This window comes from uncultured Thioclava sp. (assembly GCF_913064665.1).
Taxonomy (GTDB): Bacteria; Pseudomonadota; Alphaproteobacteria; order Rhodobacterales; family Rhodobacteraceae; genus Thioclava; species Thioclava arctica.
Window position 1 is genome coordinate 38,169 of the sequence record NZ_CAJYBT010000021.1, and the last position, 20,386, is coordinate 58,554.

21 protein-coding genes are annotated in these 20,386 nt (G+C 61.9%); all 21 read left to right on the forward strand.

The annotated features are described in order from the left end of the window. Nucleotide 1 precedes the first annotated feature (1 nt). Nucleotides 2–967, forward strand: coding sequence for a carbohydrate ABC transporter permease (locus QZ571_RS10635; RefSeq protein ID WP_295534270.1), 966 nt, complete (start codon nucleotides 2–4; stop codon nucleotides 965–967). Nucleotides 968–980: 13 nt separating this feature from the next. Next, entirely contained in the window at nucleotides 981–2,090 is a 1,110-nt protein-coding gene (gene ugpC / locus QZ571_RS10640) for a sn-glycerol-3-phosphate ABC transporter ATP-binding protein UgpC (RefSeq protein ID WP_295534273.1), read from the forward strand. A gap of 4 nt (nucleotides 2,091–2,094) precedes the next feature. Continuing rightward, the gene (locus QZ571_RS10645; protein WP_295534275.1) at nucleotides 2,095–2,964 is read left to right on the forward strand and encodes a xanthine dehydrogenase family protein subunit M; all 870 of its coding nucleotides are present in this window, start codon (nucleotides 2,095–2,097) and stop codon (nucleotides 2,962–2,964) included. Next, a complete protein-coding gene (locus QZ571_RS10650; protein ID WP_295534278.1) occupies nucleotides 2,961–3,458 on the forward strand; it encodes a (2Fe-2S)-binding protein in 498 nt (165 codons plus the stop codon). Before QZ571_RS10645 ends, QZ571_RS10650 begins: the two co-directional genes overlap by 4 nt. Next, the gene (locus QZ571_RS10655; RefSeq protein ID WP_295534281.1) at nucleotides 3,455–5,833 is read left to right on the forward strand and encodes a xanthine dehydrogenase family protein molybdopterin-binding subunit; all 2,379 of its coding nucleotides are present in this window, start codon (nucleotides 3,455–3,457) and stop codon (nucleotides 5,831–5,833) included. Before QZ571_RS10650 ends, QZ571_RS10655 begins: the two co-directional genes overlap by 4 nt. Further along, the gene (locus QZ571_RS10660; protein ID WP_295534284.1) at nucleotides 5,830–6,723 is read left to right on the forward strand and encodes an NAD(P)-dependent oxidoreductase; all 894 of its coding nucleotides are present in this window, start codon (nucleotides 5,830–5,832) and stop codon (nucleotides 6,721–6,723) included. The genes QZ571_RS10655 and QZ571_RS10660 overlap by 4 nt, the downstream gene beginning before the upstream one ends. Next, a complete protein-coding gene (locus QZ571_RS10665) occupies nucleotides 6,723–7,313 on the forward strand; it encodes a carbon monoxide dehydrogenase subunit G (protein WP_295534287.1) in 591 nt (196 codons plus the stop codon). The genes QZ571_RS10660 and QZ571_RS10665 overlap by 1 nt, the downstream gene beginning before the upstream one ends. 11 nt (nucleotides 7,314–7,324) lie before the next feature. Beyond that, nucleotides 7,325–8,497: a M20 aminoacylase family protein gene (locus QZ571_RS10670; protein ID WP_295534290.1), complete on the forward strand. Its 1,173-nt coding sequence runs from the start codon at nucleotides 7,325–7,327 to the stop codon at nucleotides 8,495–8,497. A gap of 10 nt (nucleotides 8,498–8,507) precedes the next feature. Beyond that, on the forward strand, nucleotides 8,508–9,428 hold the full coding sequence (locus QZ571_RS10675) for an XdhC family protein (protein ID WP_295534293.1): 921 nt from the start codon (nucleotides 8,508–8,510) through the stop codon (nucleotides 9,426–9,428). Between the two features lie 732 nt (nucleotides 9,429–10,160). Further along, nucleotides 10,161–10,514 (forward strand): hypothetical protein, encoded by a 354-nt coding sequence (locus tag QZ571_RS10680; protein WP_295534296.1) that lies wholly within the window; start codon nucleotides 10,161–10,163, stop codon nucleotides 10,512–10,514. Nucleotides 10,515–10,813: 299 nt separating this feature from the next. Further along, nucleotides 10,814–12,160, forward strand: coding sequence for a 3-phosphoshikimate 1-carboxyvinyltransferase (gene aroA / locus QZ571_RS10685; protein WP_295534299.1), 1,347 nt, complete (start codon nucleotides 10,814–10,816; stop codon nucleotides 12,158–12,160). 121 nt (nucleotides 12,161–12,281) lie between these two features. After that, nucleotides 12,282–12,866: a d(CMP) kinase gene (locus QZ571_RS10690; RefSeq protein ID WP_295534302.1), complete on the forward strand. Its 585-nt coding sequence runs from the start codon at nucleotides 12,282–12,284 to the stop codon at nucleotides 12,864–12,866. Nucleotides 12,867–12,901: 35 nt separating this feature from the next. Next, nucleotides 12,902–13,468: a hypothetical protein gene (locus tag QZ571_RS10695; protein WP_295534305.1), complete on the forward strand. Its 567-nt coding sequence runs from the start codon at nucleotides 12,902–12,904 to the stop codon at nucleotides 13,466–13,468. 97 nt (nucleotides 13,469–13,565) lie between these two features. Further along, the gene (locus tag QZ571_RS10700) at nucleotides 13,566–14,111 is read left to right on the forward strand and encodes a glutathione peroxidase (protein ID WP_295534308.1); all 546 of its coding nucleotides are present in this window, start codon (nucleotides 13,566–13,568) and stop codon (nucleotides 14,109–14,111) included. Nucleotides 14,112–14,211: 100 nt separating this feature from the next. Further along, on the forward strand, nucleotides 14,212–14,706 hold the full coding sequence (locus tag QZ571_RS10705; RefSeq protein ID WP_295534310.1) for a BLUF domain-containing protein: 495 nt from the start codon (nucleotides 14,212–14,214) through the stop codon (nucleotides 14,704–14,706). Nucleotides 14,707–14,904: 198 nt separating this feature from the next. Next, nucleotides 14,905–16,584 (forward strand): 30S ribosomal protein S1, encoded by a 1,680-nt coding sequence (gene rpsA / locus QZ571_RS10710; RefSeq protein ID WP_295534315.1) that lies wholly within the window; start codon nucleotides 14,905–14,907, stop codon nucleotides 16,582–16,584. Nucleotides 16,585–16,877: 293 nt separating this feature from the next. After that, entirely contained in the window at nucleotides 16,878–17,165 is a 288-nt protein-coding gene (gene ihfB / locus QZ571_RS10715; RefSeq protein ID WP_295534317.1) for an integration host factor subunit beta, read from the forward strand. 6 nt (nucleotides 17,166–17,171) lie between these two features. Continuing rightward, complete coding sequence (locus QZ571_RS10720; RefSeq protein WP_366929951.1) at nucleotides 17,172–17,528, forward strand: LapA family protein; 357 nt, start codon at nucleotides 17,172–17,174, stop codon at nucleotides 17,526–17,528. A 3-nt stretch (nucleotides 17,529–17,531) separates the two neighbouring features. Next, nucleotides 17,532–18,203 (forward strand): phosphoribosylanthranilate isomerase, encoded by a 672-nt coding sequence (locus QZ571_RS10725; protein ID WP_295534320.1) that lies wholly within the window; start codon nucleotides 17,532–17,534, stop codon nucleotides 18,201–18,203. 136 nt (nucleotides 18,204–18,339) lie between these two features. Beyond that, nucleotides 18,340–19,572: a tryptophan synthase subunit beta gene (gene trpB / locus QZ571_RS10730; RefSeq protein WP_295534322.1), complete on the forward strand. Its 1,233-nt coding sequence runs from the start codon at nucleotides 18,340–18,342 to the stop codon at nucleotides 19,570–19,572. Nucleotides 19,573–19,704: 132 nt separating this feature from the next. Beyond that, a complete protein-coding gene (locus QZ571_RS10735) occupies nucleotides 19,705–20,304 on the forward strand; it encodes a superoxide dismutase (RefSeq protein ID WP_295534325.1) in 600 nt (199 codons plus the stop codon). The last annotated feature ends 82 nt before the right edge of the window (nucleotides 20,305–20,386 follow it).

Here is a 20,386-nt window from a genome sequence, read left to right on the forward strand (position 1 = left end):
CATGACCAATATGCCTATCACCCCTCCCGTCGACACGATCGACTACCGTCGCCGCCAGACCATGGCGCGCATTGTCCAGCGCGTTGTGATCTTGGTCTCTGCGATTGTCCTCGCGATTTATGTGCTCGCTCCGGTCTCCTGGCTCGTCTCCTCGGCGTTCCAGACCGAGACCGAGATCGTCTCGATCCCGCCGCACTGGATCCCCGATGAGCCCACGCTGGGCAATTTCAAGGCGATTTTCACGGCCGGAGACAGCGCGCCGGTTACCTACGAGACGCGCTCGGGCACCGATCCTGCGGCGGGTAACTTTATCCCCTCGACCGCGAAGAACCTGCTGCCCTCGATGGGGAACAGCCTGATCGTGGCGACGCTCGTCGTGATCCTTAACCTGCTTGTCGGCGTGCCAGCCGCCTATGCCATCGCGAAGATACGGTTCTGGGGGCGCAACGCTTCGGTCTACTTTATCCTGCTCACACGCGTCATTCCCGATATTGCGCTGGTCGTGCCCTTCTTCCTTGTGATCCGCAAACTGGGGATGCTCGACACGCTTTGGTCGCTGGTGATCACCTATCTCGCAGTCACGGTGCCATTCACGGTTTTCATCCTGATTCAGTATTTCGAGGGCTTGCCGGACGAATTGGATAAAGCCGCGCGGGTTGATGGCTGTTCGCGGCTTCAGGCGCTGATCAAAGTGTTCCTGCCGCTCTCGCTGCCTTCGCTCGTGGCCGTGGTGCTGTTCACCTTCCTTACCAGCTGGAACGAGTTCCTGCTCGCCTTGATGTTCACGCAGACCTCGGCGTCGCAGACCCTGCCGATCCTGCTGGCCTCGTTCACCTCTGATTTCACGGTGAGTTTCTCATTCCTCAACGCCGCAGGCGTGCTGGCGATAGTGCCGCCAGTCATCGTCGCCATCGTCTTCGAACGCTACATCGTTTCCGGTCTGACCGCCGGGGCAGTCAAAGGTTAGAAAGGATAACGTTTTGGCCCGGATCCGTTTCACAAACGTCAACAAGAAATACGCCAACGGCTTCCATGCCGTTCGCGATCTCAACCTCGATATCGAGGATCGTGAGTTCATCGTCCTGCTTGGCCCCTCGGGCTGTGGCAAATCCACGACCCTCAATATGATTGCGGGGCTCGAGGAGGTATCGGATGGTGATCTGATCTTTGACGAGCAGGTTGTGAATTACGTTCCGCCGCACAAGCGCGACGTCGCGATGGTATTCCAGAGCTACGCGCTTTATCCGCACAAGACGGTCTATGAGAATATCGGCTTTGGACTGCGGATGCGGAACGTGCCGAAGGAAGAAATCGACAAGAGCGTGCGCGACGCCGCGCAGAAACTCGAGATTTCGCATCTGCTCGATCGGCGCCCGTCGCAGCTTTCGGGTGGCCAGCGTCAGCGTGTGGCGCTGGGCCGGGCGATGGTGCGTGCGCCGTCGGTCTTCCTTATGGACGAACCTCTTTCGAACCTTGACGCGGCCTTGCGCATCTCGATGCGCGCGGAGATCAAGGAACTCCATCGCGCAATGGAGACGACTTTCGTCTACGTGACCCACGATCAGGCCGAGGCTCTCACGCTCGCGGACCGTATCGTGGTGATGAACGATGGGGTGGTGCAGCAGATCGGCACTCCGGACGACATCTATGAGCGACCGGCGAACACTTTCGTCGCGTCTTTCCTCGGAAGCCCGCCGATCAACTATTTTGACGGCGTGCTCGAGGCCGGATCGAACGGTGGAATGGATTTTGTACGCGACGGGCTGCGTCTTGTGCTGCCGGAGGCGCACGCGGCGCGCCTGAAAGGACAGGAGGGCCGCGAGGTCCGGCTGGGAATCCGGGCTGAGGATGTCGCGGAAGGCCCCGCGGAGCGTGAGGTCAACGCGCTTAGCGGCACCGTGAACTCGGTGCTTCCGGTCGGCTCGGATCAATATCTGGGAATGGATTTCGGGGGAAAAGAGCTGTTCTTCCGCGTCGGCAAGGATCTGCGCCATGCCTTCGGCGAAAAAATCACGCTCGCTGTGGATCTCAACCGCCTGCATGTCTTTGATCGTGAAACCGGTCAGTCGTTGATCTGGAACGCAGTATAAAGCGATGAAACCGGCCCCATTCCTCTATCACCGGCCTGCGAACCTAGCGGACGCCCTGTCGCTTTTGCGCGCGCACGGGTCCGCCGCGAAGCCGCTTGCCGGTGGCCAAAGCCTGGGGCCGATGCTCAACATGCGTCTGGCGCGGCCGGGACATCTGGTCGATCTCAATGACCTGATCGAACTGGACAGCGTCCGGGTGACGGATAGCTTCGTCGAGATTGGCGCGCTGACGCGCCATCACCGCCTTGCCATCGCGTCGGAAGTGCGGCGCAGTCTGCCGCTTTTGAGTGCCGCCGCCGCAACTATCGGGCACTACGCTATCCGCCAGCGCGGCACGATCGGCGGCAGTCTCGCCCATGCGGATCCGGCCGCCCAGTTGCCGCTGATCGCGGTCACGCTCGGCGCCTCGCTGGTGATCGCGGGGCCGGAGGGAACGCGCGAGGTTGCCGCGTCCGATTTCCTGCAATCGATCATGACGGTTGATCTGCGCGATGGCGAACTCATCACTGCGCTGCGCTTTCCGCTCCCGGTTGGCGGATTGTGGGCCTTCGAATATTTCTCCCGCCGTCACGGCGATTTCGCGCTTGTCAGCGTCGCGCTGAGTTTCGCGCGCGACGAAGAGGGCAAAATCGATGCGCTGCGGATCGGACTCGGCGGTGTTGAGACTGTTCCGTTGCGCTTGCCCGAAATCGAAGCGCGCATGCAGGGGCGACCGGCAGATGAAACCACCATTCGCGACCTCGCGGCGGCGGTCGCTGCGACGATTGCGCCCGAGGACAGTGAGCAGGTGCCTGCCGTCTACCGCCGGGAACTCGCCGAAACGCTTGTTGTTCGCGCGTTCCAGTCTGCTCTGAACCGGGAGGAGGGTGCATGAACGCTTCGACACACGAGCCCCTGACGCTTTCACTAAGCGTGAATGGCGAAACACACGATCTGCAGGTGCCCGCGCGCAAGCTGCTGTCGGATGTGCTGCGCGAGGATCTTGGCCTGACAGGCACACATGTGGGCTGCGAACACGGCGTCTGCGGCGCCTGCACCGTGCTGATCGATGGGCGTCCGGCCCGCGCCTGCCTGACCTTCGCCGCCCAGATGGAGGGGCATGAGGTCACGACGATCGAGGCCGTGGGACGGCCCGATGCGCTTTCGGCGCTCCAGCAGGCGCTGCACGAGGAACATGGGCTGCAATGCGGTTTCTGCACAGCTGGCATCGTGATGACCTTCGAGCATTACCTGCGCGAGAACCCGACCCCCACCGCAAGCGAGGTGCGCGATGTGTTGTCGGGCAATCTGTGCCGCTGCACCGGCTATCAGAATATCGTGGCCGCGGTGTTGAAGGCTGCGGCACGGATGCGTGGAGAGTCGGTATGAGCAGCGCCTTCACCGAGATCGGCCGCGCCTTGCCGCGCAAGGAAGATCGACGTCTCGTCACTGGCCGCGGGCGCTATCTCGACGATCTTGCCGTTCCCGGCGCGCTGCATGTGAGCTTCGTGCGCTCGCCCCACGCCCATGCGCGCATCCTCGGAATCGACAGCGCCGAAGCCTCTGAAATGCCGGGGGTCGTTGGTATCTTCACCGGGCGCGACCTTGATCAATTGACGACGCGGCTGCGCATCGCGCCGCCGATTGAGGGGCTGCAACCGACCGAACTCACGACGCTTCCGATCGAGAAAGTGCGTTTCCACGGCGATCCGGTGGCCTGCGTGGTCGCGACCGATCGCTACCTAGCCGAGGATGCCGCCGAATGTGTCACCGTCGAATATGACCAACTCCCTGCGGTGACCTCGATCGCGCAGGCCCTCGCGCCCGACGCGGTTCTGGTCGATGAAACCTTGTCCAGCAACATGGTCTCGCATCAGAGCCTGTGTGTCGGCGATCCTGCGGCACGTCGGGCCGAGGCGCATCGCGTGATCGAGGCCCGTTTCGCGCTCCATCGCCACACGCATGTCCCGCTGGAGACGCGCGGTTGCCTTGCCGATTGGGATGACGGAAGAGCGCATCTGAACATGCATATCGGCAATCAGGTCCCGCACCCTTTGCGCAGCCAGCTCGCCAAGCGGCTGGGTCTGTCGGAAAGTCAGGTCACGGTGATCAGCCCCGATGTGGGCGGTGCGTTCGGTCAGAAGATCGCGCTCTACCGCGAGGAACTCACGGTGGCGGCCCTCTCGCGTCACTTGCGCCGCCCGCTGCGTTGGCGCGAAGATCGCATGGAGAACCTGATGGCCGCCGCTCATGCGCGGGAATACGAGTGCCGCACCCGCACCTCGGTAAGCGAAACCGGACGGATTCTCGGTCTTGAGCTTGAGCTCGACGAGGATTTTGGCAGCTACTGCTTTTTCCCGGCCAATTACATGGCCCGGGTTATCGCACTTATCATGACCGGCCCCTATCGGATCCAAGACTACGCCTATGAGGTCCGCGTCGCGCTGACCAACAAATGCGGCGCTGGCCCGATGCGCGCGCCAATGGCGGTTACAAGCTGGGTGATGGAGGGCACGATCGACGCCATTGCCCGCGAGCTTGGCCTCGACCCGATCGAGGTGCGCCGTATCAATGCGCTTGGCCCGGAAGACTTGCCCTATAAGATGCCCACGGGCGAACTCCTCGAGGATGTCACCCCTCGGGAAACGCTTGAGACTGCGGTTGCCGCGATCGATGTCGCGGCATTCCGCGAGCGGCAAGCGCAGGCACTTTGCGAAGGCCGGTATCTGGGGCTCGGGCTGTGCACGGTGATCGAAAGCACGACCTACGGATCGGAATTCTACAAGTCTGCCGGCATTCCGGGATCAGGGCATGAAGCGGCTTGGGTACGGATCGAACCGAGCGGGGCGGTCAATGCCTCTGTCGGGTTGATGGGCACGGGACAGGGCTACGAGAGCCCGCTTGCGCAGGCGGTTGCCGAAGGGCTTGGTGTGCGCTCGGAAGATGTCACGGTCCACATGGGCAACACCGATGTCGCGCCCTATGGCATGGGCAGCCGCGGTGGACGCGGCGCGACCGCCGGGGGCGGAACGCTCTATCTCTGTGGGCTCAAGGCGCGCGAGCGGGTGCTCGTGATTGCGGCCTCAATGCTGGATCTCAACGGGGCTGGCGAGCTGCGAATGCGCGCGGGTCAGATCGAACGAATGATTGACGACAACTGGCAGGAGACGGGTCTCACGCTGGCGGATGTCGCGCGGCGCGCCTATCTTGACCCGTTAGCGCTGCCCGAGGGGATCGCGCCCGGGCTCGACTTCTCGCATAGCTACGATCCGCCTGCGATGACCTATTCCAATTCGACCCATGCTTGCGAGGTCGAAGTCGATCCGCGCACCGGCGCAATTTCGATCGACCGGTATCTCGTCGCCGAGGATTGCGGCACCGTTCTCAACCCGATCGTGGTGCGCGGCCAGCAGCAAGGTGCGATCGCGATGGGGCTAAGCGGCGCGCTGCTCGAACAGGTTGTTTATGACGGCTCGGGGCAGAACCTCTCTGCGACGCTCGCCGATTACCTTGTCGCGTCCCCGAACGAATTGCCCGAGTTCGAAATCCTACATCACCATACTCCGAACCGCCGCACCCCCGCTGGGATCAAGGGCATGGCCGAAGGCGGAGTGATGGGCGCAATCGGCGTGATCGCCAATGCAGTGAGCGATGCGCTCGCGCCTCGCGGCGTGACGATTGAGCGTCTTCCGCTGACCCCGCAATCCATTCGCGCGCTCCTGCGAGAGGCAGCGCCCAGCCCAAAGAAAAGGACCCAGCCGTGACAGAACAGAAACCCAGCGTCGGCTTCATCGGACTCGGAATCATGGGGCAGCACATGGCGGGGCACATCCTCGCCGCGGGTTACCCTCTCAATATCTACAACCGCACCCGCGCCAAGGGCGATGCTCTGGTCGCTCAGGGCGCTCAGTGGTTTGACAGTCCCGGTGCCGTGGCCGCAGTCAGCGATATCACGATCACCATCGTGGGCTACCCCGCCGATGTCGAGCAAGTCTACCTCTCCAAGGGCGGGATCGTCGCCAAGGCGCGACCGGGAGCCGTGTTGATCGACATGACCACGTCGAGCCCGGCCTTGGCCGCGAGGATCGCGCAGGCTGCGCTTGAACGCGGGATTTCGGCGCTCGACGCTCCAGTGTCGGGGGGCGACGTCGGTGCGAAGGCGGGAAAGCTTGCGATTATGGTGGGGGGCGAGACGAGCGCCTTCAATCAGGTGCTCCCGGTATTGGAATTGATGGGGGCGAATATTGCGCTGATGGGCAAGGCGGGTTCTGGCCAGCACACCAAGATGGCCAACCAGATTGCCATCGCCTCGACCATGCTTGCGGTGGCTGAAAGCGTCAGCTACGCGCGTGTCGCCGGTCTGAACCCGCATCAGGTTCTCAAGGTAATCGGAACCGGGGCGGCCTCGAGTTTCCTGCTCAACGGGCTTGGGCCGAAGATGGTGGACGAGGATTTCGCACCTGGTTTCTTCATCCACCACTTCGTCAAGGACATGACCATTGCGCTGGAAGAGGCCAAAAAACTGGGTCTCGATCTGCCCGGTCTCGCGCTGGCGCGCAGGTTGTATCTCACGCTTATCGACAATGGTTTCGGAGAAGAGGGCACGCAGTCGCTCTACCGGGCTTATAACGCGATCCATGCGGAGGCGCGGTGATGCGGTTCGAGGGAGATCACCTGATCCCGGCTGATCCCGAAACGGTGTGGAGCGGGCTCAACGACCCCGAGGTGCTGCGCCGCGCGATCCCGGGCTGCGAGTCGATGGAACAGACTGGTGAGGCCGAATATACTGCGACGGTTGTGGCGCGGGTCGGCCCGGTCTCGGCCCGCTTTCGCGGCAAGGTCGAGTTCTCCGATCTGGTGCCCCCGGTCTCTTACCGGATCAGCGGGCGCGGGCAGGGCGGGCCTGCGGGTTTCGCCAAGGGGGGCGCGGACATCCGGCTCGCGCATGAAGGCGAGGGCACGCGGTTGTCCTATGTCGCTGATGTCGAGGTGGGCGGCAAACTGGCCGCAGTCGGCGGGCGGTTGATTCAGGGCGTGGCGCGCAAGAATGCCGAGGATTTCTTCAATGCCTTCTCGCGGGTCGTGACCGGCGAGGTGGATACGGGGGTTCCTGCAAGCGACGGCGCGATCCAACCGGGGGCGATGGCCGCCGTCGCGGCGGGGCATATCCCGCTCATCGACCGTGTCGCATGGCTTTTGGTCGGGCTCGGGCTTGGGCTCGGGGGCTGCTGGCTCTTTGGTTGAAAGGACGCGCGATGAATATCACCCCGGCGATCAAGGCGATGGAAGACCAGCTTGTCGAATGGCGGTGCGCGCTGCATCTCCGCCCCGAACTGGCCTTCGAGGAACACGAGACCGCCGCCTTCATCGCCGCGCGTCTGCGCTGGTTCGGACTCGAGGTTCATGAGGGGCTGGCCGGGACCGGTGTGATCGGCGTCCTTCGCAATGGCGAGGGCCCGTGCGTTGGTCTGCGCGCCGATATCGACGCGCTGCCGATAGCGGAATTGACCGGTGCCACCTATGCCTCGGAAATTCCCGGCAAGATGCATGCCTGTGGCCATGACGGGCATACCACGATGCTTCTGGGGGCCGCGCAGGCGATGGCGGCCGATCCGCCGGGGCCGGGCACGGTGGTGTTCATCTTCCAGCCCGCTGAGGAAAACGAAGGCGGCGCGCGGGTGATGATCGAAGATGGATTGCTCGAACGTTTCCCGCTCGACAGCATCTATGCGCTGCACAACTGGCCGGGGCTGGAGGCAGGCAGGATCGCGATGCGCGCAGGTCCCGTGATGGCCGCTTTCGACACGTTCGAATTGAAGGTGATCGGCAAGGGATCGCATGGCGCGATGCCGCATGAGGGGATCGACCCGATCACACTGGCCGCACAGTTGCAACTGGCCTGGCAAACCATCGTCAGCCGCGCGGTGGATCCGACCGATGCGACGGTGATCTCGGTGACGCAGATCCATGCCGGCCACACGCTTAATGTCATTCCGGAAGAGGTGATCTTGCGCGGAACGGTGCGAACCTTGCGACCCGAAACGCGCGACTTCGTGCAGACCGAGATGACGCACCGCGCCGAAATGATCGCCGCAGCCTATCGCGCAACTGCGCAGCTCACATATCAGCGCCGCTACCCGGCCACGATTAACGCGTCCGAACCGGCCGAAACTGCGCGCCGCGCAGCCGAGGCGATCTTGGGCCGCGAGGCGGTGCAGACCGATTACGCCCCCAGCATGGCGAGCGAGGATTTCGCTTTTCTGCTGGAAAAGGTGCCCGGCGCTTATGGCTGGATTGGCAATGGATCGGCTGAGGGCGGGCGCAACCTGCACAGCCCGCACTACGATTTCAACGATGCGATCCTGCCGCTGGGCGTGCAGTTTTTCGTCGAGGTTTCCCGCCGTGCGCTGACCGGGGCGAACGATTGAGGGGGCGGCCTTGACCCATCCTGCCGCGCAAGATCCGTGGTTCGAACTGGCACGGTCCGACGCGCCCGGCGCGATCGCGGTGATTTCTGGCATCGAAGGCCCGGCTTATCGTAATGTCGGCACGGCGATGGCGATCTTGCATGACGGTCGGCGCGTTGGGGCGCTCAGCGCGGGCTGTATCGAGGAAGATGTGGTCGAACATGCGCGTGCTGCGCTGGCCGACGGGCAGGTTCGCAAGCTGCACTATGGCGCGGGCTCGCCCTTTTTCGATTTGAAACTGCCCTGCGGAGGTGCACTTGAGATCACCGTTATCCCTGCGCCAGACCGGGCGTTGTTGTGCGAGCTTGCTGCAAGGCGCGCACGCCGCGAAGAGACTGCACTGTGGCTAAGCGCTGCTGGCGGTTTGGATTTCGCACAAGAGGGCGCGGAGCCCGGCGAACCGGGCGCGCTACGCGTCGCGTTTCGCCCCGAGCCGCGCTTTGTGATCTTTGGCGCAGGTGCCGAAGCGGTGTTCTTCTCGGATCTGGTGCGGGCCACCGGCGCGCCGCATCTTCTGTTCACGCCTGAGGACGCCACATTCGCCAATGCCATCGCTGCAGGTTGCTCGGTTCGTATGTTGGACCGCGCTGGGATCCTTCCCGAGGCCGCTATCGACGCGCGCACGGCCGTGATCTTTCTTTTTCACGATCACGATTGGGAACTGGAGATCCTTGAGGCGGCGCTCGCAACCCCCGCTTTCTACATCGGCGCGCAGGGCAGTGTGCGCACGCAAAACCGACGGCTGGAAGGTTTGCGGGCACGCGGTATCGATGCGGCGACGCGCGCGCGGGTGCGCGGACCGATCGGGTTGATCCGCTCTGCGCGCGATCCGCGACTGCTGGCCGTATCGGTGCTGGCCGAGGTGCTGGCTCAGGTGGAAAGCGGCGTCTGAAATTCGTGCCCACGGGCCCGAGAACACCCGCGCGAATTGCATCCACTCGCGCCATCCCCAGCTCGACAAGCAGCTCGACCTGCACCGTTATCGGGGCTTTCACCGCGCGCGGGCAGACGATAGCGGATAGCTTGAACTGGGAGAATGGGTTGAACGCATCCATTTTCTCAGCTTCAGCGGGTTGGGAGCGCTACGCCGTAATTGGGGAAAGGGCGAAGGTTTCGGCCCAGAGTGCCGCCGTCAGGTTCTCATCGCGCTGTCGCCCCGCCTCGGGTTGCCTCAAGAAACGATCTTGCGCGCGTCGCATCGGCTGATGATTTACCCGGAGTCCGAGCTGTTCGAACCGGGCGCGATCCTCGGCCGCCTGAGCGCCGCACAGTGCCCGCAATTCGACGCGGTCACCCAGAGTCTCGCCCGTGCATAACGCGAGATCCGCTCGCTCCTCAAACGCCGTGTCGAGGTCTACCGCCCCGAGCGCCTCTAGCTGTCCTAAGGGCGGCTGGTCGGGCTGCAATGTCAGTCCGCCTGCCACGTAAGGCGGCCGGATCTTGCAGTTCGTCTCTCTCTCAAAACCCCACCGAAAGGACTCTAAAATGACCCATCACACACACCCGCTGATTTCATCCCGCAAGAGCTGCGCGCACAGCGCGCAGAACTGTGCAACGTGCTTAATGGGTGCAGCGCCAAGACGAGATCGAATCTTGGGTCTTCAAGGCTTTGCAGGAAGCGCTCGTGTTGGACGCAGTCTCTAAAGTCTTTGATACCGCTCTTCAAGATGCGCTGAGCCAGCTTCGCAAAAAACCGCCCGATCAAGAATTCCCTGCGCTAGTGGCGGCGCTGGATGGTATCGAGCTGAAGATCAAGAACCTCGTGCGTTCGCTCGAAAACGGCGCGCCCTATGCCAATTTGAAGCCCCGCATGGAGGAATTGGAGGCCCAAAAAAAGGCGCTCGAGAAAAAGATCAGCGCCATCGCAAAGACAGCCACGGTGCCCCCAGCCGCAGGCACAGCCCCGAGCCACGTCTTGGAGCGGCTCTCGCCCCTCTTGAAGGATCCAGACTGGGTGCATCTGGCCAATGAGCACTAAGCCACTTGAGTCCGAAGGTCCCCCCCTCACACCGGATCCAGCAAATCCAAAGCAAATTGCCGAGAGCGAAACTGATCTCGGCGATTTGTCTTATGCCGCAGAGCAGCCAATACTCCTGATCGAGAGATTCAGAGGAGATCGGCAAATAGCGGTCAAGCTGGGGGCGCTGCCCCCATCTGCCAAAGCCAAGGCTTTGACAGCCCCCCGGGATATTTTAGTCAAGAGGAAGAGGCGCGCAGCGGGGGCTTCCGCCTCGGGCCGGATCGCGCTAACACAGGCGCGATAAACAGGAGAAAACCATGTCCGGCCACGGCGATCCGATCAAGATGACAGCCCATAAATCGGGCCCGCTGCGCGGCACTGCCGAGGTGCCCGGCGACAAGTCGATCAGCCACCGCGCGCTGATCTTTGGCGCGCTTTGTGTAGGCGAAACCAAGATCACGGGCCTGCTGGAAGGCGAGGATGTTTTGGATACCGCGAAAGCGATGCGCGCGTTTGGGGCTGAGGTGACGCGCCACGGGCCGGGCGCGTGGTCGGTCCATGGTGTCGGCGTGGGCGGATTCGCCGAGCCCGAACAGGTGATCGATTGCGGCAATTCGGGTACGAGCGTGCGGCTGATCATGGGCTGCATGGCGACGTCGCCGATCACTGCGACCTTCACGGGCGATGCCAGTTTGCGCAAACGTCCGATGGGGCGCATCACCGATCCAATCGCGCTGTTTGGCGCGCAAAGCTATGGCCGCGCAGGTGGGCGCTTGCCGATGACGGTTGTGGGCGCACACGATCCGGTGCCGGTGCGCTACACGCCGCCGATGGCCTCGGCACAGGTCAAATCGGCGGTGCTGCTGGCGGGGCTGAACGCGCCGGGCCAGACCGTCGTGATCGAGAAAATTCCGACCCGCGATCATACCGAGCGCATGCTGCGCGGCTTTGGCGCGGATGTCAGCGTCGAGCAGACCGATGAGGGGCAGGTGATCACGCTGCAAGGCCAGCCCGAACTGGTCGCCCAAGAGGTCGCCGTGCCGCGCGATCCGTCCTCGGCGGCCTTTCCGGTCTGTGCGGCGCTGATCGTGCCAGGGTCCGATATTCTGGTGCCCGGTGTCAGCCAAAACCCAACGCGCAACGGGCTGTTTACCACGCTGCGTGACATGGGCGCGGATATCGAATTTCTCAATGAACGCGAAGAGGGTGGCGAGCCCGTTGCCGATCTACGTGTGCGCTATTCTGAGCTGCATGGCATCGACGTGCCCGCAAGCCGCGCCTCGGCCCAGATCGACGAATACCCGGTGCTGTCGGTCGTGGCAGCCTGTGCCACGGGCGTCACGCGGATGCCCGGCGTGCATGAGCTGCGCGTGAAGGAAAGCGACCGGATTGATGCAATGGCGCGCGGGCTTGAGGCCTGCGGTGTGCGCATCGAAGAAGACGAGGACACGCTGATCGTTCATGGCATGGGACCGGGGGGCGTGCCGGGCGGGGCAATCTGCGCCAGCCATCTCGATCACCGCATCGCAATGAGTTTTCTCGTGCTGGGGATGGCGGCGCAAAATCCGGTCTCGGTGGATGATGGCAGCCCGATTGCCACCTCCTTCCCGATCTTTGAGGATTTGTTGGCGCGGCTTGGAGCTACGATCCGGCGCGAGATTTGACAGGGCAGGACGCTCCGCGAGGAGTATTTGGGGCTAGATGAAAGACTGGTTTGGTTTCATCTAGCCAGAAATACTCCCGCCGGAGGCGTCTGAGGGGGCAAGCGAGGAAAGGTCCAAGGGGATGCGCTTTACGGTTGCCATTGACGGCCCTGCCGCTGCAGGCAAGGGCACGATCAGCCGGGCGGTGGCGGCGCGGTTTGGCTTTGCCCATCTTGATACGGGCGCGCTCTATCGTGCGGTCGGGGTCAAGGGTGGCGATCCGGTGGTGGCCGCGCAAACGCTTGGGCCCCAAGATCTGGCGCGCGAAGATTTGCGCACGGGGGCAGCGGGGCAGGCGGCCTCGAAAGTTGCCGCGATCCCCGAGGTGCGCGCCGCGCTGGTGCAATTTCAGCGCGAGTTTGCGCGCCGCGAGGGTGGGGCGGTGCTTGATGGGCGCGATATTGGCACGGTGATTTGTCCGGATGCCGAGGTGAAGCTGTTTGTGACGGCAAGCCCGGAAGTGCGCGCGCATCGACGTTGGCTGGAGTTGGGGGGGGATGAGCGCGAGGTGCTGGCGGATGTGCGTGAACGCGATGCGCGCGATATGAACCGGGCCGATGCGCCGCTGCGTCCGGCCGAAGATGCGCTGGTGCTGGATACGTCGGAAATGGGTGTCGACGCGGCGGTGCAAGCGGCCTGCGATTTGATCGCAGCGCGCCGCAGATAATTGGCGTTTGCGCAGCGGCACCCCATATCAGGGCAATGCTGCGTTTGATTTGCCTTTGCCTGTTGCTTGCCGGACCTGCTGCTGGGCAGGACCGCCCTCAAGGTCTGCTCTGGTCTGACACCGCCTTGCCGCGCACGTTACCCTTGCAGGTCAAAACCGCCAAGGGGCGCGATTATTACCTTGTTTTGCGCGATGTGGCGACCGGGCGCGACGTGATCGGAGCCTATGCGCGTGGCGGCGATTTCTTTCGGCTGCTAGTGCCTCCGGGCCGGTTCGAGGTGCAGATCGCGAGCGGTCAGGCTGCGGATTGGCAGGGCCGTGGGGCGCTGTTTGGGGCGCAGACGCAGCGCTTTGTGCTTGAGCCGCCGCTGGATTTCGGTGTGAGTGGTTTTGCGCGCAAAGGCGGCCATCTGCTGGATCTGCGCGATTTGGGTGCGATTGTGCAAACGAGCCTTGGGATTTGTCAACGCCTCGCGCTGGATCCCGAGAGCGTGCGCATCAAACCCGATGCACCGATGCCCGGGGTGAGCCCCCGGGATCCCATGGAAAAGCCTGAATTTCTCACGCCACGATACCGCGAGGTTAGCCGCATTTGTGATTAGCAAATGAGGTGTTTTGGATATATCTTCACGAAACGGTGAACCAAGCCGCCTTTGAGCGCGTTTTCACTGCGTCTGGTTTCGCAAGGATATTTGACCGATGATTGCCCGCTGTGTCGCCGCCCTGATGGCCTTTGCTCTGATGACAGGCCTCGCCGTTGCGAGCCCCGACGTGCCGCCCGATATCCGGTTTGATCTGATTGAGGGCGGTCAGATGAGATTAGCCGATTACAAGGGCAAGGTGGTGTTGGTGGTGAATACTGCTTCGAAATGCGGTTATGCCGGGCAATTCAGCGAGTTGCAGGCGCTGGCGGATCGCTATGGCGACAAGGGTTTGGTGGTCCTGACCGTGCCTTCCAACGATTTCAAACAGGAACTGAAATCGGGCGAAGAGGCCAAGCGCTATTGTGCAATGACCTTTGGTGCCGAATTACCGATGGCGCAGATTACACACGTTTCGGGGGGGCAGGCGCATCCGTTTTATGCCTGGTTGCGCGCCGAGAAGGGCTTTGAGCCGAACTGGAATTTCAACAAGGTGCTTCTGGGCCGCGATGGCGCCGTGATTGAGACCTTCCGGGCAGGTGCCGCGCCGCTGTCGAGCAAGATAACGGGTTCGATCGAGGCGGCGCTATCGCAGGCGATGTAGGGGCAGGGGGGGAATTTTTGCGCGCTATGTCTTCTGCTATAGCTTGCGCGCTGCGGCCGTGTCAGAATTCAGGTCTGTAGCTTTGCGCGAGATATCTGCCATGGGTTTTGTTCACTTCCTTTACCGTTCCATTCCCGCTTTCGCCGATTTCGACGACAGTGATCGCGATATCCTGCGCAGTGCGTTGCTCAACAATGCCGCGCATGGGATCACGGGCTATCTGTGGCGCACGGGCGATCAGTTCGTTCAGGCGCTGCATGGGCCGGCCGATGCGATGGATGTGTTGTATCGGCGTCTGACCGAGGATCCGCGCCATAGCGATCTGGACCTGTTGCTGCGCGCGCCTGCGCCGGCGGAGTCGCCCTTTGAAAGCTGGTCGATGGGCTATGATCATTTCATCGATTCCGAACTGGGGCTAGAGCGCGATCTTGACGGCGCGCGTCCGACCCTGACGCCTGATCGCGTGCAGATGGTTTGGGACGGGCTGGTGCGCGCGGCGCATTCCGCGATGCAGTTCGGCTCGATCCAGCCGATGGCGCGCGCGCCTCTGGAAAGCGAAGTCGAATACTTGGCACGAATTTCAGCCGCACAGTAGCGCGCGCCGGGGTGAAATGGCCGTTCCCGCTGTGCGCGCAGGCCAAAGAAAGCTTGCCGTAGCGGCGAATCCCACCTATATCGGCGCGGTCTGAAAGGGTCTGGCATCGCCATGGCCCGGATCGGCATATTCAATGAAAGACCGGCGGAGCCAACCGCATGGCCAGTAAACCGACTATGAAAAGGAAACTAAAACCGCATGTGCGCTAAAGCAACCATGGAAGAATTCGAAGCCCTCTTGAATGAGAGCCTCGAGATCGACACCCCCCAAGAGGGATCTGTCGTTAAAGGCAAAGTGATCGCCATCGAGGCCGGTCAAGCCATCATCGACGTCGGCTACAAAATGGAAGGCCGCGTTGATCTCAAAGAATTCGCCGATCCCGGCGAAGCGCCCAAAATCGAAGTTGGCGACGAAGTCGAGGTATTCCTTGACCGCGTCGAGAACGTGCGTGGCGAGGCTGTTATTTCGCGCGAGAAAGCTCGCCGTGAAGAAGCCTGGGATCGTCTCGAAGAAGCCTATGCGAAAGAAGACCGCGTCGAAGGCGCTATCTTTGGTCGCGTCAAAGGCGGCTTCACTGTTGATCTGGGCGGCGCTGTTGCGTTCCTGCCCGGCTCGCAAGTCGATGTGCGCCCCGTGCGCGATGCAGGCCCGCTGATGGGTCTCAAGCAGCCCTTCCAAATCCTGAAAATGGACCGTCGCCGCGGCAATATCGTCGTGTCGCGCCGTGCTATCCTTGAAGAAAGCCGCGCCGAACAGCGCGCCGAGGTCATCGCGAACCTCACCGAGGGTCAGGAAGTCGAAGGCGTCGTCAAGAACATCACCGAATACGGCGCATTCGTCGATCTCGGCGGTGTGGACGGCCTGCTGCACGTCACCGACATGGCATGGCGCCGTGTGAACCACCCCTCCGAGATCCTTGCGATCGGCGAAACCGTCAAGGTTCAGGTCGTCAAGATCAACAAGGAAACCCATCGTATCAGCCTGGGCATGAAACAGCTCCAGTCCGATCCGTGGGATGCCGTCGAGTCCAAGTTCCCGCTCGAGTCGGTTCACACCGGCCGCGTGACCAACATCACCGATTACGGTGCATTTGTTGAGCTGGAACCGGGCGTCGAAGGTCTGGTGCACGTTTCGGAAATGTCGTGGACGAAGAAAAACGTCCATCCCGGCAAGATCGTTTCGACCTCGCAAGAGGTTGAGGTCATGGTGCTGGAAATCGACACCGCCAAGCGCCGCGTCAGCCTTGGTCTCAAGCAGACCATGCGCAACCCGTGGGAAGTCTTTGCCGAAACCCACCCGGTGGGCACCATCATCGAAGGCGAAGTCAAGAACATCACCGAATTCGGTCTGTTCGTTGGTCTCGACAACGACATCGACGGCATGGTTCACCTCTCCGACCTGAGCTGGGAGCAGCGCGGCGAAGAGGCGATCCAGTCGTTCCGCAAAGGCGACATGGTTAAAGCCGCTGTCACCGAAGTGGACACCGACAAAGAGCGTATCTCGCTCTCGGTCAAGGCGCTGGATGCCGACACGTTCTCTGATGCCGTTGACGGCGTGAAGCGTGGCTCGATCATCACCGTTGCGGTGACTGCGATCGAAGATGGCGGGATCGAAGTGGAATATAACGGCATGAAGTCGTTTATCCGCCGCTCCGATCTGGCCCGTGACCGTGCCGATCAGCGCCCCGAGCGTTTCGGCGTTGGTGACAAGGTTGACGTGCGTGTGACCGCCGTTGACTCCAAGACCCGCAAACTGGGTGTGTCGATCAAAGCACGCGAAATCGCCGAAGAGAAAGACGCCGTGGAACAATACGGTTCGTCGGACTCGGGGGCATCGCTTGGCGACATCCTGGGTGCCGCTCTCAAGGGCGACAACTAAGACACTGGCAGGCCCGTCCTGTCACGCGAAAGGCCCCGCCTGATCGGCGGGGCCTTTTTGCGTCGATAAGCGATTCGGAGTATGCGCCCGGTGCGGATGATTTTTGCGCTTTGCATTGCTGTTTTCTGCATTTGCAAAAGCGGAAATCCGCTTTTATCGCAGCCAACAGGCGGTGAACCCCCCGAAATTTCAAGCCTTTGCTGTTTCTTGCTCCAAAGTTTGATCCTATAGTCGTCTCAATAGGTTCGATGAATCCGGGGGCATAACCCGGCGCCACCCTTGGGGGAATAACGATGATCCGATCTGAGTTGATTGCGAAGATTTCCGAGGATAACCCGCATCTGTTCCAGCGAGATGTCGAGAAGATCGTGAATACGATTTTCGACGAGGTCACCGAAGCGCTGGCAGCGGGCGACCGGGTTGAGCTGCGCGGTTTTGGGGCATTTTCGGTCAAACAGCGCGATGCACGCGTTGGGCGCAACCCGCGCACCGGTGAGGCGGTCGAAGTGGACGAGAAACATGTCCCCTTTTTCAAGACCGGTAAGCTGCTGCGCGACCGGTTGAACGGACAAGAGGGCTGAGCCAAGATGATGCGTGCGCTTCGGCTGCTGTTTCTGGGCCTTCTGGCCATCTTGTTGATCGCTTTGGCCTTGGCCAACCGCGATATCGTCACGTTGCGGCTGCTGCCCAATGAGGCGGGAAGCTTCCTTGGCTATAGCTGGAGCCTGCAGATGCCGCTGTTCCTGGTGGTGTTCGCAGGGGTGATTCTGGGGCTGCTGATCGGGTTCGTCTGGGAATGGATCCGCGAGGCCAAGCTGCGTCGCACCGCCAGCCGTGCCACGCGCAAGGCCGACAAGCTTGAGGCCGAGGTGAAAACGCTGCGCCATAAAAGCGACGGTCCCAAGGATGACGTGTTGGCGCTGCTTGATTCGCCTGCGCGTTAAGTCATGACCACGCTTGCCATTGATCGCGGCGCGCCAGGCTCGGTGCGGGTGAAAATCTGCGGCTTGCGCAACGCGCAGGATGTGGCTGCGGCCACGCAAGCGGGCGCGCGCTATCTTGGCTTTGTGTTCTTTCCCAAATCGCCGCGCCATGTTGAGATCGCGCAGGCGCGCAATCTGGCGATTGAAGTTCCCCCCGGTGTCGCGAAAGTCGCGCTGGTGGTGAATGCTACAGATGCCGAGCTGGATGCGATCTGCGCCGCAGTGCCCCTTGATATGGTGCAGCTTCATGGCAGCGAAAGCCCGGCGCGCGTGGCCGAGATTCGCGCGCGGTTTGGCCTGCCGGTGATGAAGGCCGTGGGCGTGGCCGAGACGGGCGATCTGTCCAAGATTGCAGAATACGAGGCGGTGGCGGATCAGATCTTGGTTGATGCCAAAGCGCCCAAAGGGGCCGCGCTGCCCGGCGGCAATGGGCTGGCGTTCGATTGGCGCCTGATTGCGGGGCGCGAATGGGCCAAGCCGTGGATGCTGGCGGGGGGGCTGACGCCTGAGAATGTGGCCGAGGCGATCCGCCTGACTGGCGCGCGTCAGGTCGATGTTTCTTCGGGCGTCGAAAGCGCGCCGGGGGTAAAAGATGCGGCCCGGATCCGCGCCTTTCTCGAGGCTGCGCGCGGCTGAGGGCCGGGTGGGGGCTCTGCCCCCGTCTCCTGCGGAGCCTCCCCCGGAGTATTTCTGGCTAGATGAAAGGGCGGGCGCTTTATCTTGGGGCGCTTTGTCGATACATCCCGAACAAGAACTCTGCGTGAGGTGAGACATGGCCGACGATCTGATCAACTCTTTCATGAACGTGCCCGATGATAACGGGCGCTTTGGTATTTATGGCGGGCGCTTTGTGTCTGAGACCTTGATGCCGCTGATCCTTGCGCTTGAGGCGCAATATGAGCACGCCAAGACCGACGCGAGTTTCTGGGCCGAGATGGACGATCTGTGGAAACATTATGTTGGCCGTCCGAGCCCGCTGTATTTTGCGCCGCGTATGACCGAAGAATTGGGCGGCGCGAAGATTTACCTCAAGCGCGACGAGTTGAACCACACCGGCGCGCATAAGATCAACAACGTGCTGGGCCAGATTTTGTTGGCGCGCCGGATGGGCAAGACCCGGATCATCGCTGAAACGGGCGCGGGTCAGCATGGTGTGGCCACGGCGACGGTCTGTGCGCGCTTTGGTCTGAAATGCGTGGTCTATATGGGGGCAACGGATGTCGAGCGTCAGGCGCCCAACGTGTTCCGCATGCGTCTGTTGGGCGCCGAGGTGGTGCCGGTGAAATCGGGCCGAGGTACGCTGAAGGATGCGATGAACGATGCGTTGCGCGATTGGGTGACCAATGTGCGCGACACGTTTTACTGCATCGGCACGGTGGCGGGGCCGCATCCCTATCCCGCGATGGTGCGCGATTTCCAGTCGATCATCGGCAAGGAAGTGCGCTGGCAGCTTGAAGAGCAAGAGGGCGAAGGCCGTCTGCCCGACACGCTGATTGCTGCGATCGGGGGCGGCTCGAACGCGATGGGGCTGTTCCATCCGTTCCTGGATGATCCCTCGGTTAATATCATTGGGGTCGAGGCAGGTGGTCACGGCGTGGATGAAAAGATGGAGCATTGCGCGAGCCTCACCGGCGGGCGCCCCGGCGTGCTGCATGGCAACCGCACCTATCTGTTGCAGGACGACGATGGTCAGATCCTTGAGGGCCATTCGATTTCTGCCGGGCTGGATTACCCCGGGATCGGTCCGGAGCATGCCTGGCTGCATGACACGGGCCGCGCGCAATACGTCAATATCACCGATAAAGAGGCGCTGGAGGCGTTCCAGTTCTCGTGCCGTCTTGAGGGCATCATTCCCGCGCTGGAGCCCAGCCATGCGCTGGCCCATGTGATGAAGATCGCCCCGACCTTGCCCCCCGAGCATATCATCGTGATGAATATGTGTGGGCGCGGCGACAAGGATATTTTCGCCGTGGCCAAGCATCTGGGCTTTGACATGGGGATGTAAGGCCCGGGGGGGGTCGCTTGGACGGCGGGCAGGGGTGGCACGCTGAGTTGTGTGCATAACGGCCTTGACCTTGGACCTGTGAGCGCTTCTTTAAAGGGGAACCCACGAACCTTCTTACTGAGTGAGGATAAAATGGCTTTTGAACTTCCCGATCTTCCCTATGCCCATGACGCGCTGGCCGGTCTTGGCATGTCGAAAGAGACGCTCGAATATCACCACGACCTGCACCACAAGGCCTATGTCGACAATGGCAACAAGGCCGTTGCTGGCACCGAATGGGAAGGCAAGTCGGTTGAAGAGGTCATCAAGGGCACCTATCAGGCCGGTGCCGTTGCGCAAAATGGCATCTTCAACAACGCCTCTCAGCATTGGAACCACACCCAGTTTTGGGAAATGATGGGTCCGGGCGGCGACAAGATGCCGGGCGAGCTGGAAAAAGCGCTGGTAGATACTTTTGGCTCGGTCGACAAATTCAAAGAGGCCTTCGCAGCTGCCGGTGCGGGTCAATTTGGCTCGGGTTGGGCGTGGCTGGTGAAAGAGGCCGATGGCGGTCTCAAGGTCACCAAGACCGAGAATGGCGTGAACCCGCTCTGCTTTGGTCAGACTGCGTTGCTGGGCTGCGATGTGTGGGAGCATTCCTATTACATCGACTTCCGCAATAAGCGCCCGGCTTACCTGAGCAACTTCCTCGACAAGCTGGTCAACTGGGAAAACGTGGCCTCGCGTCTCTGATCGCGCAGCCAGTTTCTAGGATAGGGCGTCCCGTCGGGGCGCCCTTTTTCTTTGCCAGCTCCTTGCCCGCGCGGTAGATTTC

Bases quoted from the DNA above. Each gene is read 5' to 3' on its own strand.
- QZ571_RS10635 (WP_295534270.1), top strand. From the start codon at position 2: ATGACCAATATGCCTATCACCCCTCCCGTCGACACGATCGACTACCGT.
- QZ571_RS10645 (WP_295534275.1), top strand. From the start codon at position 2,095: ATGAAACCGGCCCCATTCCTCTATCACCGGCCTGCGAACCTAGCGGAC.
- QZ571_RS10650 (WP_295534278.1), top strand. From the start codon at position 2,961: ATGAACGCTTCGACACACGAGCCCCTGACGCTTTCACTAAGCGTGAAT.
- QZ571_RS10655 (WP_295534281.1), top strand. From the start codon at position 3,455: ATGAGCAGCGCCTTCACCGAGATCGGCCGCGCCTTGCCGCGCAAGGAA.
- QZ571_RS10665 (WP_295534287.1), top strand. From the start codon at position 6,723: ATGCGGTTCGAGGGAGATCACCTGATCCCGGCTGATCCCGAAACGGTG.
- QZ571_RS10670 (WP_295534290.1), top strand. From the start codon at position 7,325: ATGAATATCACCCCGGCGATCAAGGCGATGGAAGACCAGCTTGTCGAA.
- aroA (WP_295534299.1), top strand. From the start codon at position 10,814: ATGTCCGGCCACGGCGATCCGATCAAGATGACAGCCCATAAATCGGGC.
- QZ571_RS10690 (WP_295534302.1), top strand. From the start codon at position 12,282: ATGCGCTTTACGGTTGCCATTGACGGCCCTGCCGCTGCAGGCAAGGGC.
- QZ571_RS10695 (WP_295534305.1), top strand. From the start codon at position 12,902: ATGCTGCGTTTGATTTGCCTTTGCCTGTTGCTTGCCGGACCTGCTGCT.
- QZ571_RS10700 (WP_295534308.1), top strand. From the start codon at position 13,566: ATGATTGCCCGCTGTGTCGCCGCCCTGATGGCCTTTGCTCTGATGACA.
- QZ571_RS10705 (WP_295534310.1), top strand. From the start codon at position 14,212: ATGGGTTTTGTTCACTTCCTTTACCGTTCCATTCCCGCTTTCGCCGAT.
- rpsA (WP_295534315.1), top strand. From the start codon at position 14,905: ATGTGCGCTAAAGCAACCATGGAAGAATTCGAAGCCCTCTTGAATGAG.
- ihfB (WP_295534317.1), top strand. From the start codon at position 16,878: ATGATCCGATCTGAGTTGATTGCGAAGATTTCCGAGGATAACCCGCAT.
- QZ571_RS10720 (WP_366929951.1), top strand. From the start codon at position 17,172: ATGATGCGTGCGCTTCGGCTGCTGTTTCTGGGCCTTCTGGCCATCTTG.
- QZ571_RS10725 (WP_295534320.1), top strand. From the start codon at position 17,532: ATGACCACGCTTGCCATTGATCGCGGCGCGCCAGGCTCGGTGCGGGTG.
- trpB (WP_295534322.1), top strand. From the start codon at position 18,340: ATGGCCGACGATCTGATCAACTCTTTCATGAACGTGCCCGATGATAAC.
- QZ571_RS10735 (WP_295534325.1), top strand. From the start codon at position 19,705: ATGGCTTTTGAACTTCCCGATCTTCCCTATGCCCATGACGCGCTGGCC.